The sequence below is a fragment of the Rahnella selenatireducens genome, from assembly GCF_046449555.1.
Taxonomy (GTDB): Bacteria; Pseudomonadota; Gammaproteobacteria; order Enterobacterales; family Enterobacteriaceae; genus Rahnella; species Rahnella selenatireducens.
Window position 1 is genome coordinate 88800 of sequence record NZ_JBKEZJ010000009.1, and the last position, 23184, is coordinate 111983.

The window sequence follows — 23184 nt, forward strand, 5'->3', positions numbered from 1 at the left end:
GGAGTTTTATTTCTTAAAGTTCGTAAGGACCTAACATGACGAAATTCCCTCTTCTGAGCAGTAAGATTTCCGGCCTGCTACACGGCGCGGATTACAACCCGGAACAGTGGCTGGAGAGCCCCGATGTACTGATTCGCGATGTCGAAATGATGAAAGAGGCGCGCTGTAATGTCATGTCTGTCGGGATTTTCAGCTGGTCAGCGCTGGAGCCTGAAGAAGGACGTTATACCTTTGACTGGATGGATCAGGTGCTGGATCGTTTGCATGAAAACGGCATTTCAGTGTTTCTGGCCACGCCAAGCGGGGCGCGTCCGGCGTGGATGTCGCAAAAATACCCGGAAGTGTTACGCGTCGGGCGCGACCGCGTGAAAGCGCTGCACGGCGGGCGTCACAACCACTGTATGACCTCACCGGTTTACCGTGACAAAGTGCAGCAGATGAACACGGCACTGGCAAAACGTTATGCGCATCATCCGGCGGTGATCGGCTGGCATATTTCCAATGAATACGGCGGCGAATGCCATTGCGATTTGTGTCAGGAGCGGTTCCGTGGCTGGGTGAAAGCCCGTTATGAAACCCTCGATGCGCTGAACAACGCCTGGTGGAGCACCTTTTGGAGCCACACCTTTACCGACTGGTCGCAGATCGAATCGCCGTCACCCCAGGGCGAAACCGGGGTGCATGGCCTGAATCTCGACTGGCGTCGGTTTAATACCGATCAGGTGACACGTTTTTACAGCGAAGAGATTCGCCCGCTGAAAGCCGAAAATCCGGCATTACCGGCGACCACCAATTTCATGGAATATTTCTACGACTACGATTACTGGAAACTTTCCAGCGTGCTGGATTTCATTTCGTGGGACAGCTACCCGATGTGGCACACGCGCAAAGACGATATCGGGCTGGCGGCGTACACCGCGATGTATCACGACCTGATGCGCACGCTCAAAAAAGGCCAGCCGTTCGTGCTGATGGAATCGACGCCGAGCTTCACCAACTGGCAGCCAACCAGCAAACTGAAAAAACCGGGGATGCACATTTTGTCCTCGCTACAGGCGGTCGCACACGGGGCGGATTCGGTGCAGTATTTCCAGTGGCGCAAAAGCCGTGGATCTTCCGAGAAATTCCACGGCGCTGTGGTTGATCATGTCGGGCACATCAATACCCGCGTTGGTCGCGAAGTGGCGGAACTCGGCACGATTCTCTCTGCCTTAGCGCCGGTCGCAGGCAGCCGCGTGGAAGCCAAAGTCGCGATCATTTTTGACTGGGAAAGCCGCTGGGCGATGGACGATGCAATGGGGCCGCGCAACGCCGGATTGCATTATGAAAACACCGTGGCCGCGCATTATCAGGCACTCTGGGCGCAAGGTATTGCGGTTGACGTGATTAACGCCGACTGCGCACTGGACGGTTACGACTTAGTCATCGCCCCGATGTTGTACATGGTGCGCGAAGGGGCAGGAGAGCGGATCAGCGCCTTTGTGCAGGCGGGCGGGCGCTTTGTCGCCACTTACTGGAGCGGCATCGTCAACGAAACGGATTTGTGTTTCCTCAACGGATTCCCGGGACCATTGCGTCCGGTGCTGGGCATCTGGGCGGAAGAAATCGACAGCCTGACAGATGAACAGCACAACAGCGTTTGCGGTATTGAAGGTAACGCATTGGGGCTGAACGGGCCGTATCAGGTTTCCGAATTGTGCGAAGTGATCCACCTCGAAGGCGCGGCAGCGCTGGCAACCTACGGCGATGATTTCTACGCCGGAACGCCTGCAGTGACCGTGAATCTGTACGGCAAAGGGCAGGCATATTATGTGGCGTCGCGCAATGATCAACAGTTCCAGACGGATTTCTTCTCCGCGCTGGCGAAAGAGATGAACCTGCCGCGCGCCATCAGCACAACGCTACCGGAAGGCGTCACCGCCGCGCGCCGTACCGACGGCGACAGTGAATTCATCTTCCTGCAAAACTATTGCAACGACAGCCAGACCGTCAGTTTGCCGGATGATTATCAGGACATGGTTCACGGCGGAATATTACCGCGCAAATTAACGTTACCGGCATTCGGTTGCCAGATACTAACGCGTAAAGTCTCCCGATAATTTTTAATCACCAACGTGCAGCGGGGAATATTCCCTTCTGCACGTTTTTTCATTTCTGAAAGAGGGTATTCATTATGGTTAATATTAAAGATTTCATGCATGTCTTTTCCGCAAAGAATAAAAACCCTAAAGATGACGTTCCGCCGTCAACGGACGTGGCGTTATTAATTGATGCTTTAGGTGGACGAGAAAATATTATTAACGTCGATGCGTGTATCACACGACTGCGCGTTACGGTGAAAGAACTCCGGCGGGTTAACTCCGGTGCTATCCAGCAGACCGGCGCGATTGGCGTGGTGATCATCGGGCAGGAAGTCCATGCGATATTCGGTAAACAGTCCGATAGCCTGAAGAAATTAATGACCGAGAAATTTGGCTTAAAAAGTCAGTAATTGAACCTGGTTTTAACTTGGCATATTAAATAAAGAAGAATATTGAAATAAATAAAGGCAGCCCGACACAAGGCTGCCTTTATTGTTTACTGCTTTAATTTAAATAATGATGCTGCTGTGCGGGTACAAAAACGTCACGATCCCCTACAAGAGAAAATGCGTCAAACCCTGAGCGTTTATTACAATGAGGTTTTTAATAAATATAACTTCTTACTCTTCTCTTAAGTCATTGCAGTCGCGGCAAGTGAGCGAATCCCGTTGAGCTGACAGATGTCAGTGATTCGGGTGAGCAAACGTACCTAAGGCAGCGGCTTCAAGGACGACAGGGAATTACCACCAGGCTTCAACCTGCACACCAAAGTTCCACGTATCGGATTTGGTGTGGTCCTCAAACGTATTGCCGTGCTCTGAATCATTCAGGTAAGAGGCGAACACGCGCAGTTCCGGGCGTGACATAAACTCAGGGCCGGCCGCCAGACCCATCGCCAGCGTATATTTCTGCCCGCCTTGCTTATAGTTGGTGCCGTTCTTGTAATCGTCTTTTTGGTAGAACGTACCGACTTCACCGATGGTGCGCACGTAATCCGTCCACTGATATTGCGCACGGCCGACCAGAGAAACCAGCTCGGTGGTGTCGGTGTAATCCGTGATATTTTCCGCGTGACCGTAAGTCAGCACATGGTTGAGGCTAAATTTGCTGGTGATCGGGATAAGACCGGTGATAATGCCGCGATAACCGCTGGCGTCGTTAGTGTAGTTCCACATGTCATACCAGCCGCCGCCCTGGGAAATCATGTTCTGCGCCAGACCTTTGTTGGCATACTGTAAAACCAGCTTGTTGTAGCCGCCCCACATGTCCTGACTGATTTCGCCGGTCAGCATCACGCCATTTTCAGCGTCATACAGGCCGCCGTAGTCTTTCTGATCATGCGTCAGGTTCGGCATGGCGTAGTCAGCACCGACTTCCATCCACGCGCCGCTCCACGGTTTGATACCGGCATAACGCACGTCGATGTAGTTGATATTGACATCGTTATCGCCGTCAACGCGGTAATCCACATCATTGGCATCGCCGCGGATCCAGGCCACAGACAGCGCACCTTCGCCCATTTTCAGGTTTTCCACCCCGGCACCAGCACCGGAAATATTCCAGTACTTGGTATCGATGATGTGCAAATCATGGCGCTGGTAATAGCGTTTACCGCCCCAGATCACCGCATCTTTATCCCATGGCACCAGCCCTTTGATTTGCAGATTCAGCTGACGCAGGCCGAATTGTGCATCATCGTTGAGGGTACTTTCGTCATCATTGGAGCCGTCTGACACCATGCTGACCATAGAATCGACGTAAAAACTCACATCGTCCTTTTTGTAAACTTCACTGCCCAGCTCGATTTCGCCGTAAGTGTCATTTTCGTTGCCCAGACGACCGACTTTGTTTTTCTGAAACTGCTCCAGACTGCCGCTGCCGGAAACGCCCAATCCGGAGCGCAGATATCCATGAAAATCAATGTCGTTTGCCACTGCGGGGCCTGTCACCAGCCCAAGAGAGACCGCCACAGCCAGAGTACGTAAGTTGTGTTTCATTATTTTTCCTTATTGATGTATGACGTTCACATTCACGGAGTCTATAAGATACCCAGAAACAATAATGATCAATTTAACACAGTGTGAATTGTGAGTTAGATCCACAAGTTGTGTATTTAAAATAAACGTCTGGTGATTTAAATCACGAATTTAATGAATGTTAACGTATAACTTTTAAGTCAAGCGGTTCTCAGATTGAACTTTTAAATGAGATCCCGTACTTTGGCTCGATTATCATGAGATTGCGTAAAATCACGGGCTGCAAAACGGGAAAAGCATGAAATCGAAAAGTTCGACATTAGAAGACGTTGCCCGCTATGCCGGTGTTTCCTATCAGACGGTTTCGCGTGTTTTAAACAAGTCGGCCAATGTGTCCGACGCCACGCGCCAGAAAGTTGAGCAGGCGATTGAAGTGCTGCGCTACGTGCCAAACCGGCTGGCACAGCAGTTAGTGGGAAAACAGAGTTTTACGATCGGGCTGGTGACAACCTCGCTGGCACTGCATGCACCGTCGCAAATTGCCGCCTCGGTGAAGAAATATGCCCATCAGGCCGGGTATCAGGTGCTGATTTCGATGATTGACGAGGACGTGAATCAGAGTATTCAGGACTCCATTAACGAGCTGAAATCCCAGCGGGTTGAGCGCGTGATCATCAATATCCCGCTGGAAAGTGCCGAAGCCGAACGCATTTACGAAAACAACCGCGACATTCTTTGCCTGTTCCTGGATGTGGATCCGACCAGCCCGGTGTTTAACGTCTGCTTTAATCCGGCCGATGGTTCGCGCGCCAGCGTGGAATATCTGCATGATTTGGGGCATCGGGAATTTGCTTTGCTGGCCGGGCCGGAAGAATCGGTGTCTTCGCGCCTGCGTCTGGAAAGCTGGCAGAAAACGCTGACCGAAAAAGGATTACAACCGGTGACGGTTGTTCACGGCGACTGGAGTGCTAAAAGCGGTTACTACGGCGCGTTGCAGATTTTGCGGGAGACGCCGCAGTTTACGGCCCTGCTGGTCGGGAATGACCAGATGGCGCTCGGCGTGATCAGTGCGCTGCATCAGCACAACGTGGCGATCCCGCAGCAGGTTTCTATTATCGGCTACGACGACACCTACGACAGCGCATTCTTCCATCCTGCGCTGACCACGGTTTCTCTGGATCTCGATTTGCAAAGCAAAGAAGCCGTCGGGCTTTTGCTGGCAACGGAGCCGGACACGCCGTCGCGTATTTTGCCTGCGCAACTGGTCGTGCGAAATTCCACGCGCGCGCCGGGACAGCAGGATAAAGACCTCAACCAGATCGCCGATCAGCTCGATAAACTCGCCCGACAGCTGCGTGGGCAGTGACGTCCGGCAGATGTAAATAAAGATTTCAGAATGCTTTTGATAGCGTTTAAGATATGAAAAATTTCAAACGATAAACAAAAGGATATGACGGAATGACCGTATGGCAGTGTTTTGTTCGGGGCTGGAAAGGGTACGTGAAGTTTGAAGGGCGTGCGACCCGCAAAGAGTTTTGGGTGTTCACGCTGGTCAATATCCTGCTGATGATTTTGCTGACGGGGACTGTGGCGACCGTGATGGCGCTGGCGGGGAACCCTTACGGCGTGTTCTATGCGGGCATGGCTTACACCATTTACGCGCTGGCACTGGCATTACCGATTCTGGCGGTTGGCATCCGACGCATGCACGATATCAACCGCTCCGGCTGGTGGTTCGGCGGTGTTTATCTGGCAGGTATTGTGTCGCGTTTGCTCAATATGATCCTGATGGAATACGCGTCACCGGAAACCTATGTCTGGATGAAAATTACGCTGGGTATCGTGCTCGGCTGGATCCCGCTACTGATGATGATTTACCTGTGTTGCGTGAAATCCAAACCGGCACCGGAAGCAGATAACCGCATCGTTCGTTAAGCACATTTTCAACATGAATTTGCCGCCAGCCGCGCGGCAAACTCTTCCAGTTTTGCCAGCCCCCACGGCCATTCTCCGAAACCCGATTCCACATTGATATGCCCGGCCTCGCCGATGTCCACCAGCTCGCAGCCCCACGCCTGTGCCCAGAACTGTGCGCGGGTAAAGGGTAATAACGGATCCGTATGGCTGGCGACCAGCAGACCGGGAACCGCCAGCGGCTCTGGCAAAATGTCATCGTCCAGACCAAAACGCATCGGTTCTGCGGGAGCGACCAGCATCACGCCTGCGCAAAGCAGCGGGTTGCGGTTCGCCCACACCAGACTGGCGAGCGCGCCAAAGCTGTGGCCAATCAGCAACAAAGGGCTTTTCGCCAGCTTCTGCTCGCGGTCAATGGCGGTGATCCATCCTTCGAGATCGACTTGCGCCCAGTTGCGCTGTTTCACCCGCAGCCACTGCGGATTTTGTTCATGCCAGCGGCTTTGCCAGTGTCCGGCTTCGCTGTCGCGTAAACCGGGAACCAGCATTCGCGTGATGTTTGGATTCTTACTCATTGCGGGAAAGCCATCAGCACGGTCGCGATTGCCAGCAAATCGGCACTGCCACCGGGGCTGAGATGCCGGGAAATCAGCGCCTGATCCATCTCCTGTAAATCCTCTTTTTGCCAGCCGATTTTCAGCAACTTGCGGGCATAATCCTGAACAAAATGCAGCCCGCTCAGTCCGCCGCGTGACACCAGATTGGTATCGGGATTAAACGCCATCAGGCGCAGCAGGGCGTTCAGACTGCGGCGTTCAGGCTGGTTTTCTGTCTGCCAGTAAGGCAAAACATGGCGACGCAACGTCACGAATCCACTCTGCACTTCGCCGCGGGCGCCGGTCATGCCGTGTGCCTGAAAAAACCGTTCACCGGCGGTCACCGGCTGGCGGCAATGTTGTAATTCCTGTTCCACCAGCCCTTGCGTGAGCGCGGCCACTTCGGCGCATAACGCCGTGCGGGTCAGCAGTTGCTGACGGGCGCTGATCCGGCCTGCCGCCGTACACAAAATTCCCAAAGAAAAAATACCGCCTTTGTGCGTATTAATGCCGTTTGTTGCGCCGAACATCGCCTGCTCACAGGCCAGACCGGCAGGGCGGATCCGCATCAGCATAGATGTTGCCGGTTGCGCGGCGTCCTGCTTGCCTATCCGGTAAAACTGATGCAACCACGGCGTAATCGCACCGATGCTGCGCAAAAACATCGGCAAATCCATGTCACTGTGTGAACCGTTATTGGCGCTGTCCACCAGACCGGGTTTAGGCGTCAGCCAGACTTCCTGACGGAGCGCTTCTGCCGCCAGTGTGGCTATGTCGGTGTAAACCTGTGGTTCAGAGAGTGCGATGCCAGCCATCAATCAGCGCCTCCATCTTTGCGATCACGTCGGGCAACGGATGCTGACGCGAACGCGCGCAGGCGTGGGCGGGGCCGTCGCAGATAAGACATCGGCGGCTGGCGTTATCCAGCGACCGGCGGCCTACAACGCCAGCCTGCGGGCAGATCACATCGAAATCCCATAAACGCCCGAGCGCATGCGACTGCTCAAGCGCCACGGTGGCGGCTTTCACTTCCGGCGCCGGGTGCTCAATGCTCCAGAACGCTTCCGCGCCGGTCGGCAACCAGAATACGTCCTGTTTCAGTACCGCCCAGCCACGTTGTAACAGCAGTGTTTCCGCCGCGCCCAGTGCTTCGCGCATGACCTGGCGGTAACGCACGCTATCTTTCACCGCGCCGGGGGTGACCAGTGTGAGGGAAATCAGGGTGTGTGGAAATTGTGTCAGCCAGTCGGTTTGCCGCTGCGCACGTTGTTCCTTTGCGGCCAGCAAAACCTCCAAACTGACGCCTGCATCCGCAGGCGTCAAAATCGTCATTATGCGTCCTCTTTGACCTGATGAACGACGTCAATCACGCTGCCGTCGCGGTAACGAATCACGCCCACGACGCGCTGCGTAAACTCAATCGGCTTCGGTTCGCCAGTCAGGGAAATGGCACGCTGATACAACGTTTCGATATCCATGATTTTCATGCCAGCTTCTTCGAGTCTCTGGCGGATTTCAGGGCGTGCCGGATTCACAGCGATCCCATGGTCAGTGACCAGCACATCGATGCTTTCGCCCGGAGTGACGCGGGTTGTGACACGGCGCACCACGGTCGGAATGCGGCTACGCAGAAGTGGCGCAACCACAATCGTCAGGTTGGCGGCGCTGGCGACGTCGCAATGGCCGCCCGATGCGCCGCGCATCACGCCGTCGGAACCGGTGATCACGTTTACATTAAAATCGGTGTCGATCTCCAGTGCGCTCAGAATGACGATATCCAGCTGATCACAGCTTGCGGCTTTGGCTCCCGGATTGGCGTAAACATTGGTGGAAATTTCAATGTGCTGCGGATTGCGACCCAGCGATGACGCGGCCTGACCGTCGAAGCATTGCGTATCAAGCAGCGTTTCGATCAATCCTTTTTCGTGCAAGTCCACCAGACTGCCGGTGATGCCGCCGAGAGCAAAACGCGCGGAGATCTGGTTGCGCTCCATCTTTTCTTCCATGAAACGGGTACAGGCCGTTGCTGCCGCGCCGGAACCGGTTTGCATCGAAAAACCGGGCTTGAAATAGCCTGAATGTTCAATGACTTCTGCAGCAGTGCGGGCAATCATCAGTTCGCGCGGATTGCTGGTCACGCGCGCTGCGCCCACGCTGATTTTCGCCGGGTCGCCGACCTGATCGACTTTCACGATGTAATCCACCTGATCCTGCATCAGGCTGGCGGGCATGTTAGGGAAGGGCACCAGTTCTTCAGTCAGCAGCACGACGGTTTTGGCGAACTGCGCATCCACCATCGCGTAGCCCAACGAACCGCAGCAGGATTTGCCGTGCGTACCGTTGGCATTGCCGAATTCGTCACTGCACGGAACGCCCAAAAAGGCGACGTCGATGTTCAGCTCGCCGTCCTGCAAAAGCTTGACCCGACCGCCGTGAGAGTGGATCTGGACCGGTTCTTCCATCAGGCCGTGCGAAATGGCATCGGCCAGTTTGCCGCGCATCCCCGAGGTATAAATGCGGGTAATCACGCCGTTGCGGATGTGTTCGATCAGCGCGTCGTTGCAGGTCATCAGGGAACTGGACGCCAGCGTCAGATTTTTGAAGCCCAGACGCGCCAGCGTGCCGACGACATGATTAATCACCTGATCGCCTTCGCGAAAAGCGTGGTGGAACGAGATAGTCATGCCGTCTTTCAGGCCGCTGCGGGCAATCGCCTGTTCCAGCGAATCGCATAATTTACGATGCAGGCGGGCATCGGGATCGGAAAGATACGGCGTGGTGCGGTGTGCACCGTCGAAAGCAACCAGATGCTTCATGCCGGGATATTGGCTGTGCAACATTTCTGTTAAATGGCTCATTCTCTTAATATTCCTGTGCAAAATTGGGGGCTAGCGACGCACGCCGGAGGCGCTGGCGCGTTCAAGCACCACTTGTGCGTGGTTGATGATCGGGCCATCGATCATCTTGCCGTTGAGCGAAATCACGCCGAGGCCTTTGCGCTCGCCTTCTTCGGCGGCGGCGATAACGCGACGCGCGTAATCCACGTCTTCCTGCGTCGGCGCGTAAGCGTTGTGCAGCAACTCAATCTGGCGCGGGTTAATCAGGGATTTGCCGTTGAAACCCATTTTGCGGATAAGCTCGACTTCACGCAGGAAACCGGCTTCATCGTTGATATCGGAATACACCACATCAAAGGCGTCGATACCGGCGGCACGCGCAGCGTGCAGCACGGCACAACGGGCGTAGAACAGCTCAGTGCCGTCACCGCGTTCGGTTTGCATATCCATCACATAGTCGAAAGCAGCCAGCGCGATGCCAATCAGACGCGGCGAACAGCGGGCAATGGCGACAGCGTTGATGACGCCAATAGCCGATTCGATGGCGGCCATGACTTTGGTGGAACCGACTTCTCGCCCGCAGTCTTTTTCGATGCGTTCGATGTGCGCTTCCAGCTCGAAAATATCTTCCGGCGTATCGGTTTTCGGCAGACGAACCACGTCCACACCGGCGCGTACTACGGCTTCCAGATCCTTCAAACCAAACGGCGTGCTGAGCTGATTAATGCGCACGACGGTTTCGATATCCTTGTACATCGGGTGTTGCAGGGCGTGGAACACCAGAATGCGGGCGGTGTCTTTTTCGCGCAGGGATACGGCGTCTTCCAGATCAAACATGATGGAATCAGGACGATAGATAAATGCCGTGGATAACATGGCGGCACTGGCCCCCGGCAGGAACAGCATGCTGCGGCGGAGTTTTTTCATCGTAACGTCTCCCAGTGAATATTTTCTTCCTGTGCTGCACGCAGTACCGCGCTTTGCACGCGGGCGCGGATAACGCAATCGAGCGCGCCTTTATCTTCAATAATCAGTAAGCCTTCTGTCACGCCGAGGGCTTCAAGCGTTTCGTTCACTACGCGGCGGATCTGGTCGCCAAACTGCTTGATCACTTCGCTGTTGATCACCACGCTCAGCTCGCTGGCCGGGGCGATTTTTACCAGCAAATCGCTGGATTCAACCGTACCTGCCAGCGCCTCCTTCACAATTTTCATTCGTTTTTTCCTGCTTTAACAAAGAGTGGTAGAAATAATAAGTTCATCGCTGCGCGCCGTTTCGGCGGGCGCCTCAGCGCAATAATGGTGTTCAAGATGCGCATACGTGCTGGGCGGAACGATGTCGCGGATGCGCGGTAACTGACAGGTTTTCAGCAATGCGCGGACTTCCGAGGCTGAAATCGCGATGCCACCGGCATGGCGCTTACGCGGCAGTTCAATAACGGTCAGTGGCTTTGAAGCCGAACGGGAGGGTGTTTCCAGCCAGTCGTGCATATCACAGTTGTACTGATGCGTGACCGGGCAAAAGGGCTCGCTGCCAACAAAACGATGCGTGATGCCCAGCGCCGGGGCGATGTACTGGCGGAAAATCAGCAGATCCATCACGCTCCAGGTCTGGTTCACCAGCCCGGCATCTTTAAGGAAATAACCGGGAAACGTGGCGCGTGAAATCATGTATTCAGAACCGGCGTGAACCGTGACATTCGGTAAATCGGCGACGCCCTGACGCACCATTTCCAGCCGTTCCTGAAACGGGAAATACGACACGTCTTCGCTGACCACAAACACGTGCAGCCAGTCGCACGTCGCCGCCGCCTGTTCCGCGAGATAACGATGGCCGAGCGTGAACGGATTGGCATTCATCACTACCGCGCCAACACGCTGACCTTCGTGATAATGGCGCTTCAGGGCGCGGCAATAATGGCTGATGCCGACCGGCGTGTTTTCCATCAGTACTGCGACGTTGTCCCACTGCACCAGCGGATAAAATCCGCAGCCGCGAAAACGTTCGAGATTGCCGGGACGGGTATAGAGAAACAGGTGGAATTTGCCACGCTGAACCGCAAAGTTTTCGACTTCACTGAGCAATCTGGCGCTGAGGTTTTCGCCGCGCCAGTCTGCCGCCACAGCCACGCACTTGATGGTGTTACTGACCAGACCTGCACATCCGATCAGCCGTCTGCCGGATAGGGCCACCACGAAATACTCGATATCATCATCCATGCCCAGCTGGCTTTGATGCAGCAGGGCGCGGATATCGGCCAGCAAGCCCTGAGGTGCCTGGCTTGTGGTGATGACGTGAAAGTCGGGTTCGTCACGGCTGAACATAATGCATTCCTGATATCGGGTATTGTTCAAATAAAACGGAGCATGCCGGGCACGAAGCCCGGCGTTTAACATGTTAATGGGCGGCCGGTGCATGGCTCACCTGACGGTCCGCGGCAACAATCACGTTGCTGAGATGACCGATTTTTTCGATTTCCACTTCAATGCGGTCGCCGGGTTTCATAAACAGCGGCGGCACGCGTTTCTTGCCCACGCCGCCCGGAGAACCGGTGATGATCACGTCGCCTGCGCTCAGTGAGGTAAAGGTACTGATGTACTCAATCAGCTCGGCAACCTTATGGATCATGCTGCGGGTGTTGTCGTCCTGAACCATATTGCCGTTCAGCCAGGTGCGGATTGCCAGCGCATGCGGATCAGGAATTTCATCCGCCGTGGTCATCCACGGGCCAAAAGCACCGGTCTGCCGCCAATTTTTACCGGCGGTAAACCAGGTGTGCTGCCAGTCGCGGGCGGAACCGTCCATGTAGCAGCTGTAACCGGCAACGTGGGAAAGGGCGTCTTCGCGGGAAATATTTTCGCCCGCTGACCCGATGATGACGGCCAGTTCGCCCTCGTAATCAAACTCAACCGAACGGCTGGGTTTGATGATCGGGGAGGCGTGGCCGGTTTGTGAGTCAGCGAAGCGGACAAACAGAGTCGGTGCCGGATTGTGCTGATCGAACTCTTTGCGTTTTTCAGCGTAATTCATGCCGACGCAGAGAATTTTTTCCGGATTCTGAATGACCGGCAAAAACGTCAGGTCGTCAAAGCTCAGATCTGCCGGTTGGCTGGCCAGTTCCTGCGCCTGTGACAGTGCGTCGCCTGCCAGCAGAGCCTTGAGGTCGGGATAACACTGGCCGAGAAGGCGGCCAAGGTCGATCATGCCGCTCTGCGTTGCGATGCCGTAGGACTTGCGCCCCTGATAGAGATAACTTGCCAGTTTCATAAATATGTCCTGAATTGAATCAATCAAAAATCACAATCGTGCTTGCCGGATAACGCTGTCAGACCAGGAAATTACCCAGAACCAGCAGGGCTACCGAAACGTTGATCGCGCCGCCGATGCGGGTCGCGATTTGTGCGAAAGGCATCAGTTGCATGCGGTTGCCCGCCGTCAGAATAGCCACGTCACCGGTGCCGCCCTGACCGCTCTGGCAGCAGGACACGATGGCGACATCAATCGGGTGCATACCGATTTTCTTGCCCACGAAGAAGCCGGTGGCAACCAATGCGGCGACGGTGCTGACAATGACCAGCAGATTGGAAACGGTGAACGCGGCCACCAGTTCGTTCCACGGCGTGATAGCCACGCCCACGGCAAACAGAATCGGGTAGGTCACGGAAGTCTGGAAGAATTTGTACACCACCTGCGAACCTTCAAGCAGGCGAGGTGAGACGCCGTGTGCCAGCTTCAGCGCGACAGCCGCAAACAGCATGCCGACCGGTGCAGGCAGGCCAATCAGTTTGTGTAACAGCATACCCACCATGTACAGCAGAACTGCCAGCAGGGCACCTGCAGCAATGGTCGTGACATCGGTTTTACCGCTGGTTGCTGACAGCGCGCTTGTGCTTGCGGTGGCATTTTTGGAAGAGGGCATCAGCTGGCCTTCACCTGTCAGGTGCGGGTAGCGTTTACCGAGCTGATTGAGTGAGCCGGAGATAACAATTGCCGTCAGGCTGCCCAGCATCACGATAGGCAGAATGCGGCCCAGCGCCACGCCCTGATCCATATGCAGTATGGCCGCGTAGCCGATAGACAGCGGGATCGCACCTTCACCCACACCGCCCGCCATAATCGGCAGGATCAGGAAGAAGAATATCTGGAAAGGTTCCATGCCCAGTGCCAGACCCACGCCCATCCCGACCAGCATGCCGACCACTTCACCGCACAGCATCGGGAAGAAAATACGCATGAAGCCCTGTATGAGCACTTTCCTGTCCATGCTCATGATGCTGCCGACAATAATGCAGCAGATGTAGAGATAAAGGATGTTGGTACTTTTGTAGAATTTCGTGGTGGATTCGACCACAACGTCAGGCAGCAGGCCGTAATACACCAGCGCGGAGGGAATGAAGGTCGCGCAAATCGCCGCGGCGCCCATTTTGCCGATGAACGGCAGACGTTTGCCGAACTCGCCGCAGGCAAACCCGAAGAACGCTAACGTCGCTACCATCACCACGATATCGCTCGGCAGTTTGCCGTCCAGACAGTCGATGGCAATCAGCACACCAGCCATCACAAACAGTGGTAAAGGAATGATGCCAATTTTCCAGGTGTCGAGAATGTGCCACCATTTATCTTTTAATGAGAGCTGTTTTGCAGGTACCGAACCCGCGGGAACAGAATAAGTGTCGTCGGTTGTACTCATGATGAATCCCCTGTGTCAATTTGTGCAGGGAGTGTAAGAGAGATAATAACCGGTATTATGTGAAGTCCCGCAAGTTAACAGTGGTATTTTAAAGGAGTGAAAGGTTTTTATGGTTTTAATTAATTCTTAGGATTTTCCTTAATATATTTCGCTGTGGTTTTTATGGTGTTATTTGTAATTATAATATTACTGTTAATTTATGGTGAAATAACTGTTGTGAACTTTGCTATCAGCCGCTGGAGGCTTGCTGAGCCTGATGTTGTTCTGCGGCGTGCCTCGCAACTTTGATTTTCCCGTCTGACAGAAATTGCCCCGGATGATAAAGTGCCGTCACTGTTAGTAATTATCTCAGCGCTCTTTATAACGGATGTCCCGATGCGGTTTCGACCCTCTTTCCAGATAAAGCTCTTTATTTATCTTGTGGTTTTATTCGTCACACTTTTTTCGATAGTGGGTGTTTATTACTATCACGATATTGAACGTCAGTTATATGAAGATATGGGTGTGCGTGCAAAAGTACAGGCAGAAGAAATTGCACTTATACCGTCGTTAATTACCGCAGTGGAAAATAATGATGTTTCTGCAATTAACAGATTGATGAGGAATATATCCGCGCACAGTGACGCGAGTTATATGGTGATTGGTGACGGAAAAGCGATGCATCTTTTCCATTCCATTTATGCCGATCGCGTGGGCAAGGCGCTGGTCGGCGACGACAACGTCGATGTGCTGGCGGGCAAAAGCAGCACTACCGTGCGCCTGGGCGGCATCGGGCTGTCGCTGCGCAGCAAAGCGCCGATTTTAAATGCGCAGGGCCACGTCATCGGCATCGTCTCTGTGGGGTATCTGACCAGCCACATTAATACGCTGACCGTCGAGAAAGCCATCCGCATTCTGGTGGCTGCCGCGACGCTCCTGCTGGCGCTGTTTACCTTCTCGTGGTTTTTCTCGCGCTCGATTAAAAAGCAGATGTTTTCGCTGGAGCCACGTGAAATCGGCCTGCTGGTTCGTCAGCAAAAAGCGCTGATGGAATCCATTTACGAAGGCGTGATCGCCATTGACGGGCAGTCGCGTATTGCCGTGATTAATCAGGCGGCGAAAAAACTGCTGAATCTGGACGCACCCTCGCGTGAACTGCGCGGAAAGCCGCTGGAAGAGGTGATTGCGCCGGTCAGATTTTTTGATCGTCAGGTGATGCTGGAGAAAGATATTCACGATGAAATCTGCCTGTTCAACAACCTGACGGTGGTCGCCAGCCGCGTACGGATCATGCTGGAAGATCAGCTTCAGGGTTGGGTGATTACCTTTCGCGATTGCAGTGACATCGATCGCCTGAGCATTCAGCTCAGTCAGGTGCAGCGTTACGCCGATAACCTGCGGGTGATGCGCCATGAGCAGTTGAACTGGACGGCAACGCTGGCCGGGCTGCTGCACATGGGCCGTTACGATGAGGCTATCAGATATATCGAAGCGCAATCGGAAAGCGCGCAGGAATTGCTGGATTTTGTCTCGGCGCGGTTTTGTTCGCCCAGACTGTGCGGATTGCTGCTGGGGAAATATGCGCGTGCGCGTGAAAAGGGCGTTGAACTGGCCTTCGATCCTGCGTGTGAATTAACGCATTTGCCTCCGGCGCTGAGTGAAACAGAGCTGATGTCGGTTATCGGTAACCTGCTGGATAACGCTATCGAAGCCACCTTGCTGCGTGGCGAAAATGCCGGGCCGGTTGAGGTATACATCATTTCCACCCACGCGGATCTGGTGATCGAAGTTGCCGATCAGGGCGTCGGCATTGCGCCGGAGCGACGTGAGCAGATCTTCTCGCTCGGTGTGACCTCCAAGCGGGAAGGGGATCACGGGCTGGGGCTGCATCTGGTTGCCAGCTATGTCAGCCACGCGGGTGGCACCATTGAAGTTTCTGATAACTCCCCGACAGGTTCTGTTTTCTCTGTCTTCATACCTAACGGGCTGCCGGTCCATTCAACCGGAACAACGGGAAAAGCATAAATGATTCAAGCTGAAATGATTGACGTAATGATTGTGGAAGATGAAAACCAGCTGGCACAGCTGTACGCCGAGCTTATCGATAATCACCGATGGCTGCGACTGGTGGGGATGGCCTCCACGCTGCGGGAAGCGAAGGTGCTGATTGAGGAAAAGCGGCCGCAGTTGTTGCTGCTGGATAACTATTTGCCGGACGGACAGGGGATTTCTCTGCTTGAAAACGATGTGCTGAAGAAAACGAATTGCTCGGTGATTTTTATCACGGCGGCCAGCGACATGAACACGTGCAGTCAGGCGATCCGTTCTGGCGCTTTTGATTACATTCTTAAACCGGTGTCCTGGAACCGTCTGCAACAATCGCTGGATCGGTTCATTCAGTTCAGCCAGACACAGCGGGCGTGGAAAGTGGTGGATCAGCAAAACGTCGACAGCCTCTATCAGCTACAGGCCAAAGACTTCACACCGAAGGCCGGAAACAAAGGCATCGAAGAGAACACGCTGAATCTGGTGGAAGCGATTTTTATGCAGGATGGAGGGCGCTGTTATTCGGTCGATGAAGTGGTCAGTGAAACGAAGTTAAGTAAGACCACCGCCCGGCGGTATCTCGAGCATTGCGTTCAGAAAGGGGATTTGCGGGTGGAAATGCTGTACGGGAAAATCGGACATCCCCGCCGGATGTACCGGCGGGCGTAACGCAGGGCTTTATTGCACTTTTTTCTCTCTCGGGTATTTCCACAACCAGCGGCCGCTCGCCATACGCCAGTAGAAGAAGATGCCGCGAACGATCCAGTCGAGGAACATCCCGAGCCAGATCCCGACGACGCCGAAGTTAAGCACAATGCCGAGGAAATAACCCACTACGATGCGGCAGCCCCACATGCCGACCATGGAAACGTACATGGTGAAACGGGCATCGCGCGCGCCTTTCAGACCGGCAGGCAACACCCAGGAGGCGGCCCAGAACGGCATAAAAGCGGCGTTCAGCCAGATCAGGATTTTTACGACGTCGATAACGTCCTGTTCATTAGTGTAAAACCGCGCCAGCAGCCCGGCAAACGGCACGGACAGAAAGGCCAGCACGCAGAGCCCGAAGGTGGATAACCAGAAAATATGCCGCAGCTGGCGCTCGGACTGGGCGATTTGCCCTTTGCCCAGACGGGTGCCGACAATAATCGTCGAGGCCGACCCTAAGGCGTTCCCCGGCAGGTTAATCAGGGCGGCAATCGAGAAGGCGATAAAGTTACCGGCAATCACGTTGGTGCCCATACCCGCCACAAACACCTGCGTCAGCAATTTGCCGCCGTTGAACAGCACGGATTCAATACTGGCCGGAATACCGATGCCCAGCACTTCGCGCAGAATGTTGGTATTGAGTGGCAGAAAGTAGCTTTTCAGGGAGATTTTCAGCGACGGGTTAAAGCCGATCATCAGGACAAAAATGACCGCCACGGCACCAATATAACGGGCAATCGTCAGCCCCAGTCCGGCACCGATAAACCCTAAACCGTGCCAGCCGAAACAGCCGTAAATGAGCACGCTGCTGATGATCAGGTTCAGGATATTCATGCCGCCGTTGAGCAGCATCGGGATCTTGGTATTACCGGCACCGCGCAGGGCACCGGAACCGATCAGCGCAATGGCAGCGGCCGGATAACTCCAGCTGCTCATCTGCAAATATGAAAGCGCCATTTCTTTCACTTCAGGTTCAGCGTTACCCGCAATCATGTCGATAATGACATGCCCGGAAAACTGAAGAAGAATTGCCAGAAGGACGGCAAAAACAGTCATGATTGCCAGCGACTGACGGGCGGCCGCGCGGGCGCGTTCATGGTCAAGTTTGCCGAGACTGAACGCAACGACAACGGTGGTCCCCAGATCGACTGCGGCGAAGAATGAAATGATCACCATGTTAAAACTGTCAGCCAGACCCACCCCGGCCATCGCTTCCTTACCCAGCCAGCTGACGAGGAAGGTGCTTAACACGCCCATTAACAGAACGCAGGCATTCTCGAAGAAAATCGGTACTGCGAGGGGCGTAATTTCACGCCAGAACAACGTGCGGTATGAACGCCGTTTCGGATACCAGGGCGTGCGCTCAATGGCTTTGCGCAAAGAGACGATGACGTTTTGCAAGAGAATTCCAGGGTGGCAGAAAGTAGAACAGCGTTTTAATTTATGATGGTAAAAGACTCCGCATTATGCAAAGTCTTTTTCATCCAAAGCTCTAATTAAATTGTTAAAAAAGAATTAACGGAAAGGCGGTTCGTTAAAGGTACGTAATTTGCGTGAATGCAGATGATCGCCCTCGGCGCGCAGCAGGTCGATGGCACAGATGCCGATTTGGAGGTGCTCAGAAATCGCGCCTTCGTAAAATTTATTGGCCTGACCCGGCAGTTTGATTTCTCCGTGCAATGGTTTGTCCGAAACGCACAACAACGTACCGTATGGCACACGGAAGCGGTAGCCTTGCGCGGCAATGGTGGCGCTTTCCATATCAACGGCCACGGCGCGGCTGAGGTTAAACCGCAGCGCAGACGCCGCATAGCGGAGTTCCCAGTTCCGGTCGTCAGTCGTCACCACGGTGCCGGTGCGCAGACGCTGTTTGACTTCTTCACCCGGCATGCCGCTCATCATTTTTGTGGCGTCATACAGCGCGCGCTGTACTTCGGCAATGCTTGGGATCGGAATGTCCGGCGGTAACACGGCGTCGAGAACATGATCGTCACGCAGATAGGCGTGCGCCAGAACGTAGTCGCCGATGGACTGTGTTTCGCGTAGCCCGCCACAGTGACCAATCATCAGCCAGACGTGCGGGCGCAGCACGGCAAGATGGTCGCAGATGGTTTTTGCATTCGCCGGGCCGACGCCAATATTGACCAGCGTAATGCCTGCACCGTCGCGGGCAATCAGGTGATAGGCGGGCATCTGGTGTTTTTTCCACGCCAGATCTGAAACGGCTTGCTCCGGGTTTTGCGTCTCAGCGGTGATAAATACGCTGCCTGCGCAAGCCAGCGCTTCATACGGGCTTTCAGGATCGGCGATTTGCGCGCACGCCCAGCTCACGAACTCATCGACATAACGGGTGTAGTTAGTGAACAGCACATAAGGCTGGAAATGCTCGATCAGCGTGCCGGTGTAATGGCGCAGACGGGCCAGCGAGAAGTCGGCGCGCAGCGCATTAAAATGCGAAAGCGGGAAAGTATCGCCGGGATATTGCAGGCCGTCCGCGGTTTCATCGCCAATCTGCGAAAGCTCTGTGGTCGGGAAATGTTTTGCCAGCCCGGCGCTCATTGAGCGATCCAGCATCAGATCTGAACCGTCGATCACATAGGAATAGGGGATTTCCTGCTGTGATGGCACGACTTCAATCAGCGCGTCATATTCTTCTTCGAGCAGGGAAAGCTGTTCCAGCAGGTAATCGCGAAACAGCTCGGGATGGGTGATGGTATTGGCATAACGCCCCGGATGTGAAAAACGGCCATAGGCGCGGGTCGGGTTTTTCGCGGGCGTGACCCCATCCCAGCTGACGCGTAATTCCGGGTAAACAAACAGCCCGGCAGCTCTGGCCGTAACATCCGGCAACCTACCCTGAACGATGAAATTTTTAATCGCATCCCGCAATGCGGCAACAGAGTTGTTGTACATCTCTTCGAGCTTATCAATCGCCTGTGCGGAGGTGAGGGATTTGTTATGCATACGTTTTTCCTTTGTGCTTCGTTCATCATCATTCTTTCTAAATATGGCTTGTCTGGCCGGAGCCGCCAATGTTTTATTGGAGCGCTGCGGCCGGATGATGATTTTATGAGCGCATGAAGTGAACGTGAAAGGAAACGCCAGAATCTGAACCGGAGAAGCCCGCCAGTTTCCCGGCGGGCAAGATGCAAAGTTTTGACTGTGTTTACCCCGCCTGCAGGCGAATAACGCGTTTTTGCGCCATGTCTAGCGTCAGCCCGTCGCCGGGAATAATATTTTTAAGTGCATCATATTGATGGCAGAGAAACGCGATACCGGCCTCGCGGGCAATAATCGCACTGTGGGAAACATCGCTTCCCGCGCGCAGGCAAATGCCTTTGATCTGCTGCGCATCGAGCTGCAAAACCGTTGAGGGGAAAATGTCGTCGGCGATAAGAATCGCAGGTAAGCCGATGGCCGGTTGCGCGACGGATTTGCCCGCCAGATGCGCCAGCGTGCGGTTTCGCAAATCTTCGATATCGATATAACGCGCCTGTAAATAGCTGTCGTTGAGCTGTCGGTACTGTTTACTCAGGTCGGTCATGACCGAATCCCATGCCCACGAGGCGCTGCAATATTTCTCGCTGATGATCCGGCACGCTTCTTCATACAAATCCGCATCATCGAGCAGCATATGGTGGCCGGAAAATATGGCGGCAATATCGGCGGTATATTTTTCTTCCGCCATGACGGTAAGCGCGTTCAGATCGTCAAGCGTCAGTTCAATGGCGCGCATTAAATTGCGCTGTTCCTGCAAGACGTCCGTGCAAGGTTGCAGGCCGGGTAACTGATGCGGCAAATCCCACAGCACGACGCTGCCTTCAACGCGGGTAAGGAGAGGCGCAGGCGCAGGGGGTTCTGCTTTCGCGATCTCCGTGCTTTCGCCAAAATCTTCGGCTGCCAGCGCGGTAAATGCTGCCAGCGCAGCGTCTGCCTGCGGTCCTCGTGCCAGCAAAGTCAGCGGGTCATTGCAGCGTACCTGCAACAGGGCAATCTGGTTGATGTTGTCCGGCGTTGCCCGTTTCCCGTTTTTCTCCAGAACCAGTTCGGCATCAAAGCCGGACAGTGCGGCAACCAGACGCGAAGCAGGGCGCACATGCAAACCGTTAGGATTTCTGATCGTCACCGACGCCGACCGCGCATCGCGATCATCGGCAAAAGAGGCCAACACCAGCGATGGCGGTGTCTGCGGTGGTAAACCCAGCTGAACGCGTTTTGCCTCGAGGGCATTCATCGCATCGCTAATCACTTTGTCGATACCGGCACCGGCAGCCGCACTGACCGTGGCTGCCAGCGTGCCTTCGACCAGCGGTGCCGCGCACAACCGGACTTTAGCGGCAATCGCCGGATCGAGTAAATCCAGCGCGGTTTCGGCACTGAGCAGCGCGCTGCCGATATCCATCATCACCAGCACATGATCGGTATCGGCGACGGACTCAATGGCTTCCATCACTTTAATCGGGTCTGTGCCAATCGGATTATCCACATCGTCAATGCCCGCAGCGATGGCCAGCTTGCAGCCATCGCCCGATAACATCTGCCGGGCCAGTTCTGCGACGCCATTGCCCAGCCGGGCACTATGAGAAACGATAACCAGGTTTACCATCGTGTTTTCCTTACTCTTTGGCTGCGGCTGCCAGCATCTGAATCATGAACATCACCGAGGTTGCGCCCGGATCCTGATGGCCGATGCTGCGCTCGCCCAGATAGCTGGCGCGACCTTTGCGCGCCTGCATGGTGATGGTGGCATGCGCGGCGGCTTCGGCCCGTTCACTGGCCGCATCCAGCGCGGCGGTGACGGACAAATGCTGTTCGCCCGACTGACGCAGTGAATCGACCACCGGGAGCCAGACGTCGCACATGGTTTTATCGCCGGGCTCGGCTTTGCCGCGGCTGATGACCCCTTCTGCGCCTTCGCGGATCATCTCGCACAGCTCTTTCAACGTCAGGCTCTGGTGCGCCTGCGTTACGGTCGAGGCGCGAATGAAGAACGTCCCGAGCAGCGGGCCGCTGGCACCGCCGACGTTAGACAGCAGCGTCATGCCGGTATTCTTGAGGATAAAACCAATGTCTTTGTCCGCAATAGACGGCAGCTTTTCCACCACTTTGCTGAACCCCCGGTGCATGTTCAGGCCATGATCGGCGTCGCCGATTTCCTTATCCAGCCCGGTCAGAAAATCACTTTCCCGGGTGAAAATATCCCCGCAGCGGTAGAGCCAGTTGACGATTTGTGTTCTGTTCAGTGACATGTATTGCTCCTTATTTTCCCCAGTTCAGGCCGGGGGTATGGACCGGCGCATCCCATAATGCGAGCGTGTCGTTATCGACTTTCAGCAGCGTGATGGAAAATCCTGCCATATCCAGAGACGTGCAGTACGCACCCACCAGATTGCGTTCGATGGTGATACCGGTTTGCTGGCAGCGTTGTTCCAGGCGGTTATAAACGCCATAAAGTTCAGACAGCGGGGTAGCACCCAGATTATTGACCAGCGCAATCACGCGGTCCCCGTTGCCCAGCGCCTGTTTACCTTGCGGAACATCCTGCCAGCTGCCTTGCGCGGTATCCCACTGGCGCAGCGTGCGGCTGTACGTGCCGTTTTCCAGCAGCGTGTCGAACATTTCATCCACGGTCTGATCGAGTGAACTGAAGCGGCGGCGGTCGATGCCCGGTTCGCCGTGAATACCGACGCCGAATTCCATTTCGTCATCTTTGAGCGTGAAAGAGGGTTGTCCGGCGGCAGGCACGGTGCAGGCACCGAGTGCTATGCCAATGGAATGGCCGAGGTTATTGAGTTTTCTCCCCAGCGCAGCGCAGGCCTCCAGCGAATCACCGCGTTCAGCAGCGGCACCCACCAGTTTCTCGATGAGTACGGTATTGGCTACGCCGCGGCGTCCGGCGGTATACAGACTGTCTTTGACCGCAACGTCATCATCCACTACCACGGTGGAGACTTTTACGCCGCTTTCGTGCAGCAGTTCTGTGGCGGTTTCGAAATTAAGAATGTCGCCGGTGTAGTTTTTGATGATCAGCAGAACGCCTTCGCCGCCGTCGATATGCATGGCGCATTCGAACATTTTGTCCGGCGTCGGCGAGGTGTAGATTTCACCGGGGCACGCGCCAGACAACATTCCGTGGCCGATAAAACCGCAGTGCATCGGTTCATGACCGCTGCCGCCACCGGAAAGCAGCGCCACTTTTCCGGCCACGGGCGCATCGGCGCGGGTGACATAAACAGGATCCTGGTGAAGTGTCAGTTCAGGGTGGGCCTTTGCCAGCCCGCTCAATTGTTCACTCAGCACATCTTCTACACGGTTAATGAGCTTTTTCATTATTCGTACTCCGTCGGAGGTTGTCTG

21 protein-coding genes are annotated in these 23184 nt (G+C 54.8%); 6 read left to right on the top strand and 15 right to left on the bottom strand.

Annotation, left to right across the window (positions count from 1 at the left end; all coding sequences use genetic code 11):
- The first annotated feature begins 35 nt into the window (after nt 1-35).
- Both ACLBVC_RS15915 and ACLBVC_RS15920 read left to right on the top strand, forming a co-directional pair.
- Complete coding sequence (locus tag ACLBVC_RS15915; RefSeq protein WP_410150434.1) at nt 36-2099, top strand: beta-galactosidase; 2064 nt, start codon at nt 36-38, stop codon at nt 2097-2099.
- A gap of 74 nt (nt 2100-2173) precedes the next feature.
- On the top strand, nt 2174-2491 hold the full coding sequence (locus ACLBVC_RS15920) for a glucose PTS transporter subunit EIIB (RefSeq protein WP_101075845.1): 318 nt from the start codon (nt 2174-2176) through the stop codon (nt 2489-2491).
- A 330-nt stretch (nt 2492-2821) separates the two neighbouring features.
- Here ACLBVC_RS15920 and ACLBVC_RS15925 read toward each other — a convergent pair whose 3' ends face one another.
- Complete coding sequence (locus tag ACLBVC_RS15925; RefSeq protein ID WP_410150435.1) at nt 2822-4078, bottom strand: maltoporin; 1257 nt, start codon at nt 4076-4078, stop codon at nt 2822-2824.
- 277 nt (nt 4079-4355) lie between these two features.
- Here ACLBVC_RS15925 and ACLBVC_RS15930 point away from each other — a divergent pair, with 277 nt between their 5' ends.
- The gene (locus tag ACLBVC_RS15930; protein ID WP_410150436.1) at nt 4356-5423 is read left to right on the top strand and encodes a LacI family DNA-binding transcriptional regulator; all 1068 of its coding nucleotides are present in this window, start codon (nt 4356-4358) and stop codon (nt 5421-5423) included.
- Between the two features lie 92 nt (nt 5424-5515).
- Entirely contained in the window at nt 5516-5992 is a 477-nt protein-coding gene (locus tag ACLBVC_RS15935; RefSeq protein WP_410150437.1) for a DUF805 domain-containing protein, read from the top strand.
- An 8-nt stretch (nt 5993-6000) separates the two neighbouring features.
- On the opposite strand, the gene ACLBVC_RS15940 is transcribed toward ACLBVC_RS15935, so the two are convergent.
- The 9 genes from ACLBVC_RS15940 to ACLBVC_RS15980 all read right to left on the bottom strand — a co-directional run bounded on the left by ACLBVC_RS15940 (nt 6001) and on the right by ACLBVC_RS15980 (nt 14094).
- Nucleotides 6001-6546, bottom strand: coding sequence for an RBBP9/YdeN family alpha/beta hydrolase (locus ACLBVC_RS15940; protein ID WP_410150438.1), 546 nt, complete (start codon nt 6544-6546; stop codon nt 6001-6003).
- Nucleotides 6543-7382 (bottom strand): triphosphoribosyl-dephospho-CoA synthase CitG, encoded by an 840-nt coding sequence (gene citG, locus ACLBVC_RS15945; RefSeq protein WP_410150439.1) that lies wholly within the window; start codon nt 7380-7382, stop codon nt 6543-6545. The genes ACLBVC_RS15940 and citG overlap by 4 nt, the downstream gene beginning before the upstream one ends.
- Entirely contained in the window at nt 7360-7899 is a 540-nt protein-coding gene (gene citX, locus ACLBVC_RS15950; protein WP_410150440.1) for a citrate lyase holo-[acyl-carrier protein] synthase, read from the bottom strand. Before citX ends, citG begins: the two co-directional genes overlap by 23 nt.
- Complete coding sequence (gene citF, locus ACLBVC_RS15955; RefSeq protein WP_410150441.1) at nt 7899-9425, bottom strand: citrate lyase subunit alpha; 1527 nt, start codon at nt 9423-9425, stop codon at nt 7899-7901. The genes citX and citF overlap by 1 nt, the downstream gene beginning before the upstream one ends.
- 30 nt (nt 9426-9455) lie before the next feature.
- On the bottom strand, nt 9456-10331 hold the full coding sequence (gene citE / locus ACLBVC_RS15960; RefSeq protein WP_101075837.1) for a citrate (pro-3S)-lyase subunit beta: 876 nt from the start codon (nt 10329-10331) through the stop codon (nt 9456-9458).
- Entirely contained in the window at nt 10328-10618 is a 291-nt protein-coding gene (gene citD, locus ACLBVC_RS15965; protein ID WP_410150442.1) for a citrate lyase acyl carrier protein, read from the bottom strand. The genes citE and citD overlap by 4 nt, the downstream gene beginning before the upstream one ends.
- Before the next feature lie 15 nt (nt 10619-10633).
- On the bottom strand, nt 10634-11728 hold the full coding sequence (citC, locus tag ACLBVC_RS15970) for a [citrate (pro-3S)-lyase] ligase (protein ID WP_410150443.1): 1095 nt from the start codon (nt 11726-11728) through the stop codon (nt 10634-10636).
- A 73-nt stretch (nt 11729-11801) separates the two neighbouring features.
- Nucleotides 11802-12671: a fumarylacetoacetate hydrolase family protein gene (locus tag ACLBVC_RS15975; RefSeq protein ID WP_410150444.1), complete on the bottom strand. Its 870-nt coding sequence runs from the start codon at nt 12669-12671 to the stop codon at nt 11802-11804.
- Between the two features lie 58 nt (nt 12672-12729).
- The gene (locus tag ACLBVC_RS15980) at nt 12730-14094 is read right to left on the bottom strand and encodes a 2-hydroxycarboxylate transporter family protein (protein ID WP_410150445.1); all 1365 of its coding nucleotides are present in this window, start codon (nt 14092-14094) and stop codon (nt 12730-12732) included.
- A 375-nt stretch (nt 14095-14469) separates the two neighbouring features.
- Here ACLBVC_RS15980 and ACLBVC_RS15985 point away from each other — a divergent pair, with 375 nt between their 5' ends.
- Nucleotides 14470-16098: an ATP-binding protein gene (locus tag ACLBVC_RS15985; RefSeq protein WP_410150446.1), complete on the top strand. Its 1629-nt coding sequence runs from the start codon at nt 14470-14472 to the stop codon at nt 16096-16098.
- A gap of 3 nt (nt 16099-16101) precedes the next feature.
- Complete coding sequence (locus ACLBVC_RS15990) at nt 16102-16788, top strand: response regulator (RefSeq protein ID WP_410150539.1); 687 nt, start codon at nt 16102-16104, stop codon at nt 16786-16788.
- A gap of 9 nt (nt 16789-16797) precedes the next feature.
- On the opposite strand, the gene ACLBVC_RS15995 is transcribed toward ACLBVC_RS15990, so the two are convergent.
- The 5 genes from ACLBVC_RS15995 to dhaK all read right to left on the bottom strand — a co-directional run bounded on the left by ACLBVC_RS15995 (nt 16798) and on the right by dhaK (nt 23157).
- The gene (locus ACLBVC_RS15995; protein ID WP_410150447.1) at nt 16798-18228 is read right to left on the bottom strand and encodes an EmmdR/YeeO family multidrug/toxin efflux MATE transporter; all 1431 of its coding nucleotides are present in this window, start codon (nt 18226-18228) and stop codon (nt 16798-16800) included.
- A 114-nt stretch (nt 18229-18342) separates the two neighbouring features.
- Complete coding sequence (locus ACLBVC_RS16000) at nt 18343-19836, bottom strand: AMP nucleosidase (protein ID WP_410150540.1); 1494 nt, start codon at nt 19834-19836, stop codon at nt 18343-18345.
- A 157-nt stretch (nt 19837-19993) separates the two neighbouring features.
- Nucleotides 19994-21433 (bottom strand): dihydroxyacetone kinase phosphoryl donor subunit DhaM, encoded by a 1440-nt coding sequence (dhaM, locus tag ACLBVC_RS16005; protein WP_410150448.1) that lies wholly within the window; start codon nt 21431-21433, stop codon nt 19994-19996.
- Between the two features lie 10 nt (nt 21434-21443).
- Nucleotides 21444-22076 carry a dihydroxyacetone kinase subunit DhaL gene (gene dhaL, locus ACLBVC_RS16010; RefSeq protein WP_410150449.1) on the bottom strand — a complete coding sequence of 211 codons (633 nt, stop codon included), beginning with the start codon at nt 22074-22076 and terminating at the stop codon, nt 21444-21446.
- Between the two features lie 10 nt (nt 22077-22086).
- Nucleotides 22087-23157 (bottom strand): dihydroxyacetone kinase subunit DhaK, encoded by a 1071-nt coding sequence (gene dhaK / locus ACLBVC_RS16015; RefSeq protein ID WP_410150450.1) that lies wholly within the window; start codon nt 23155-23157, stop codon nt 22087-22089.
- Nucleotides 23158-23184: the final 27 nt, after the last annotated feature.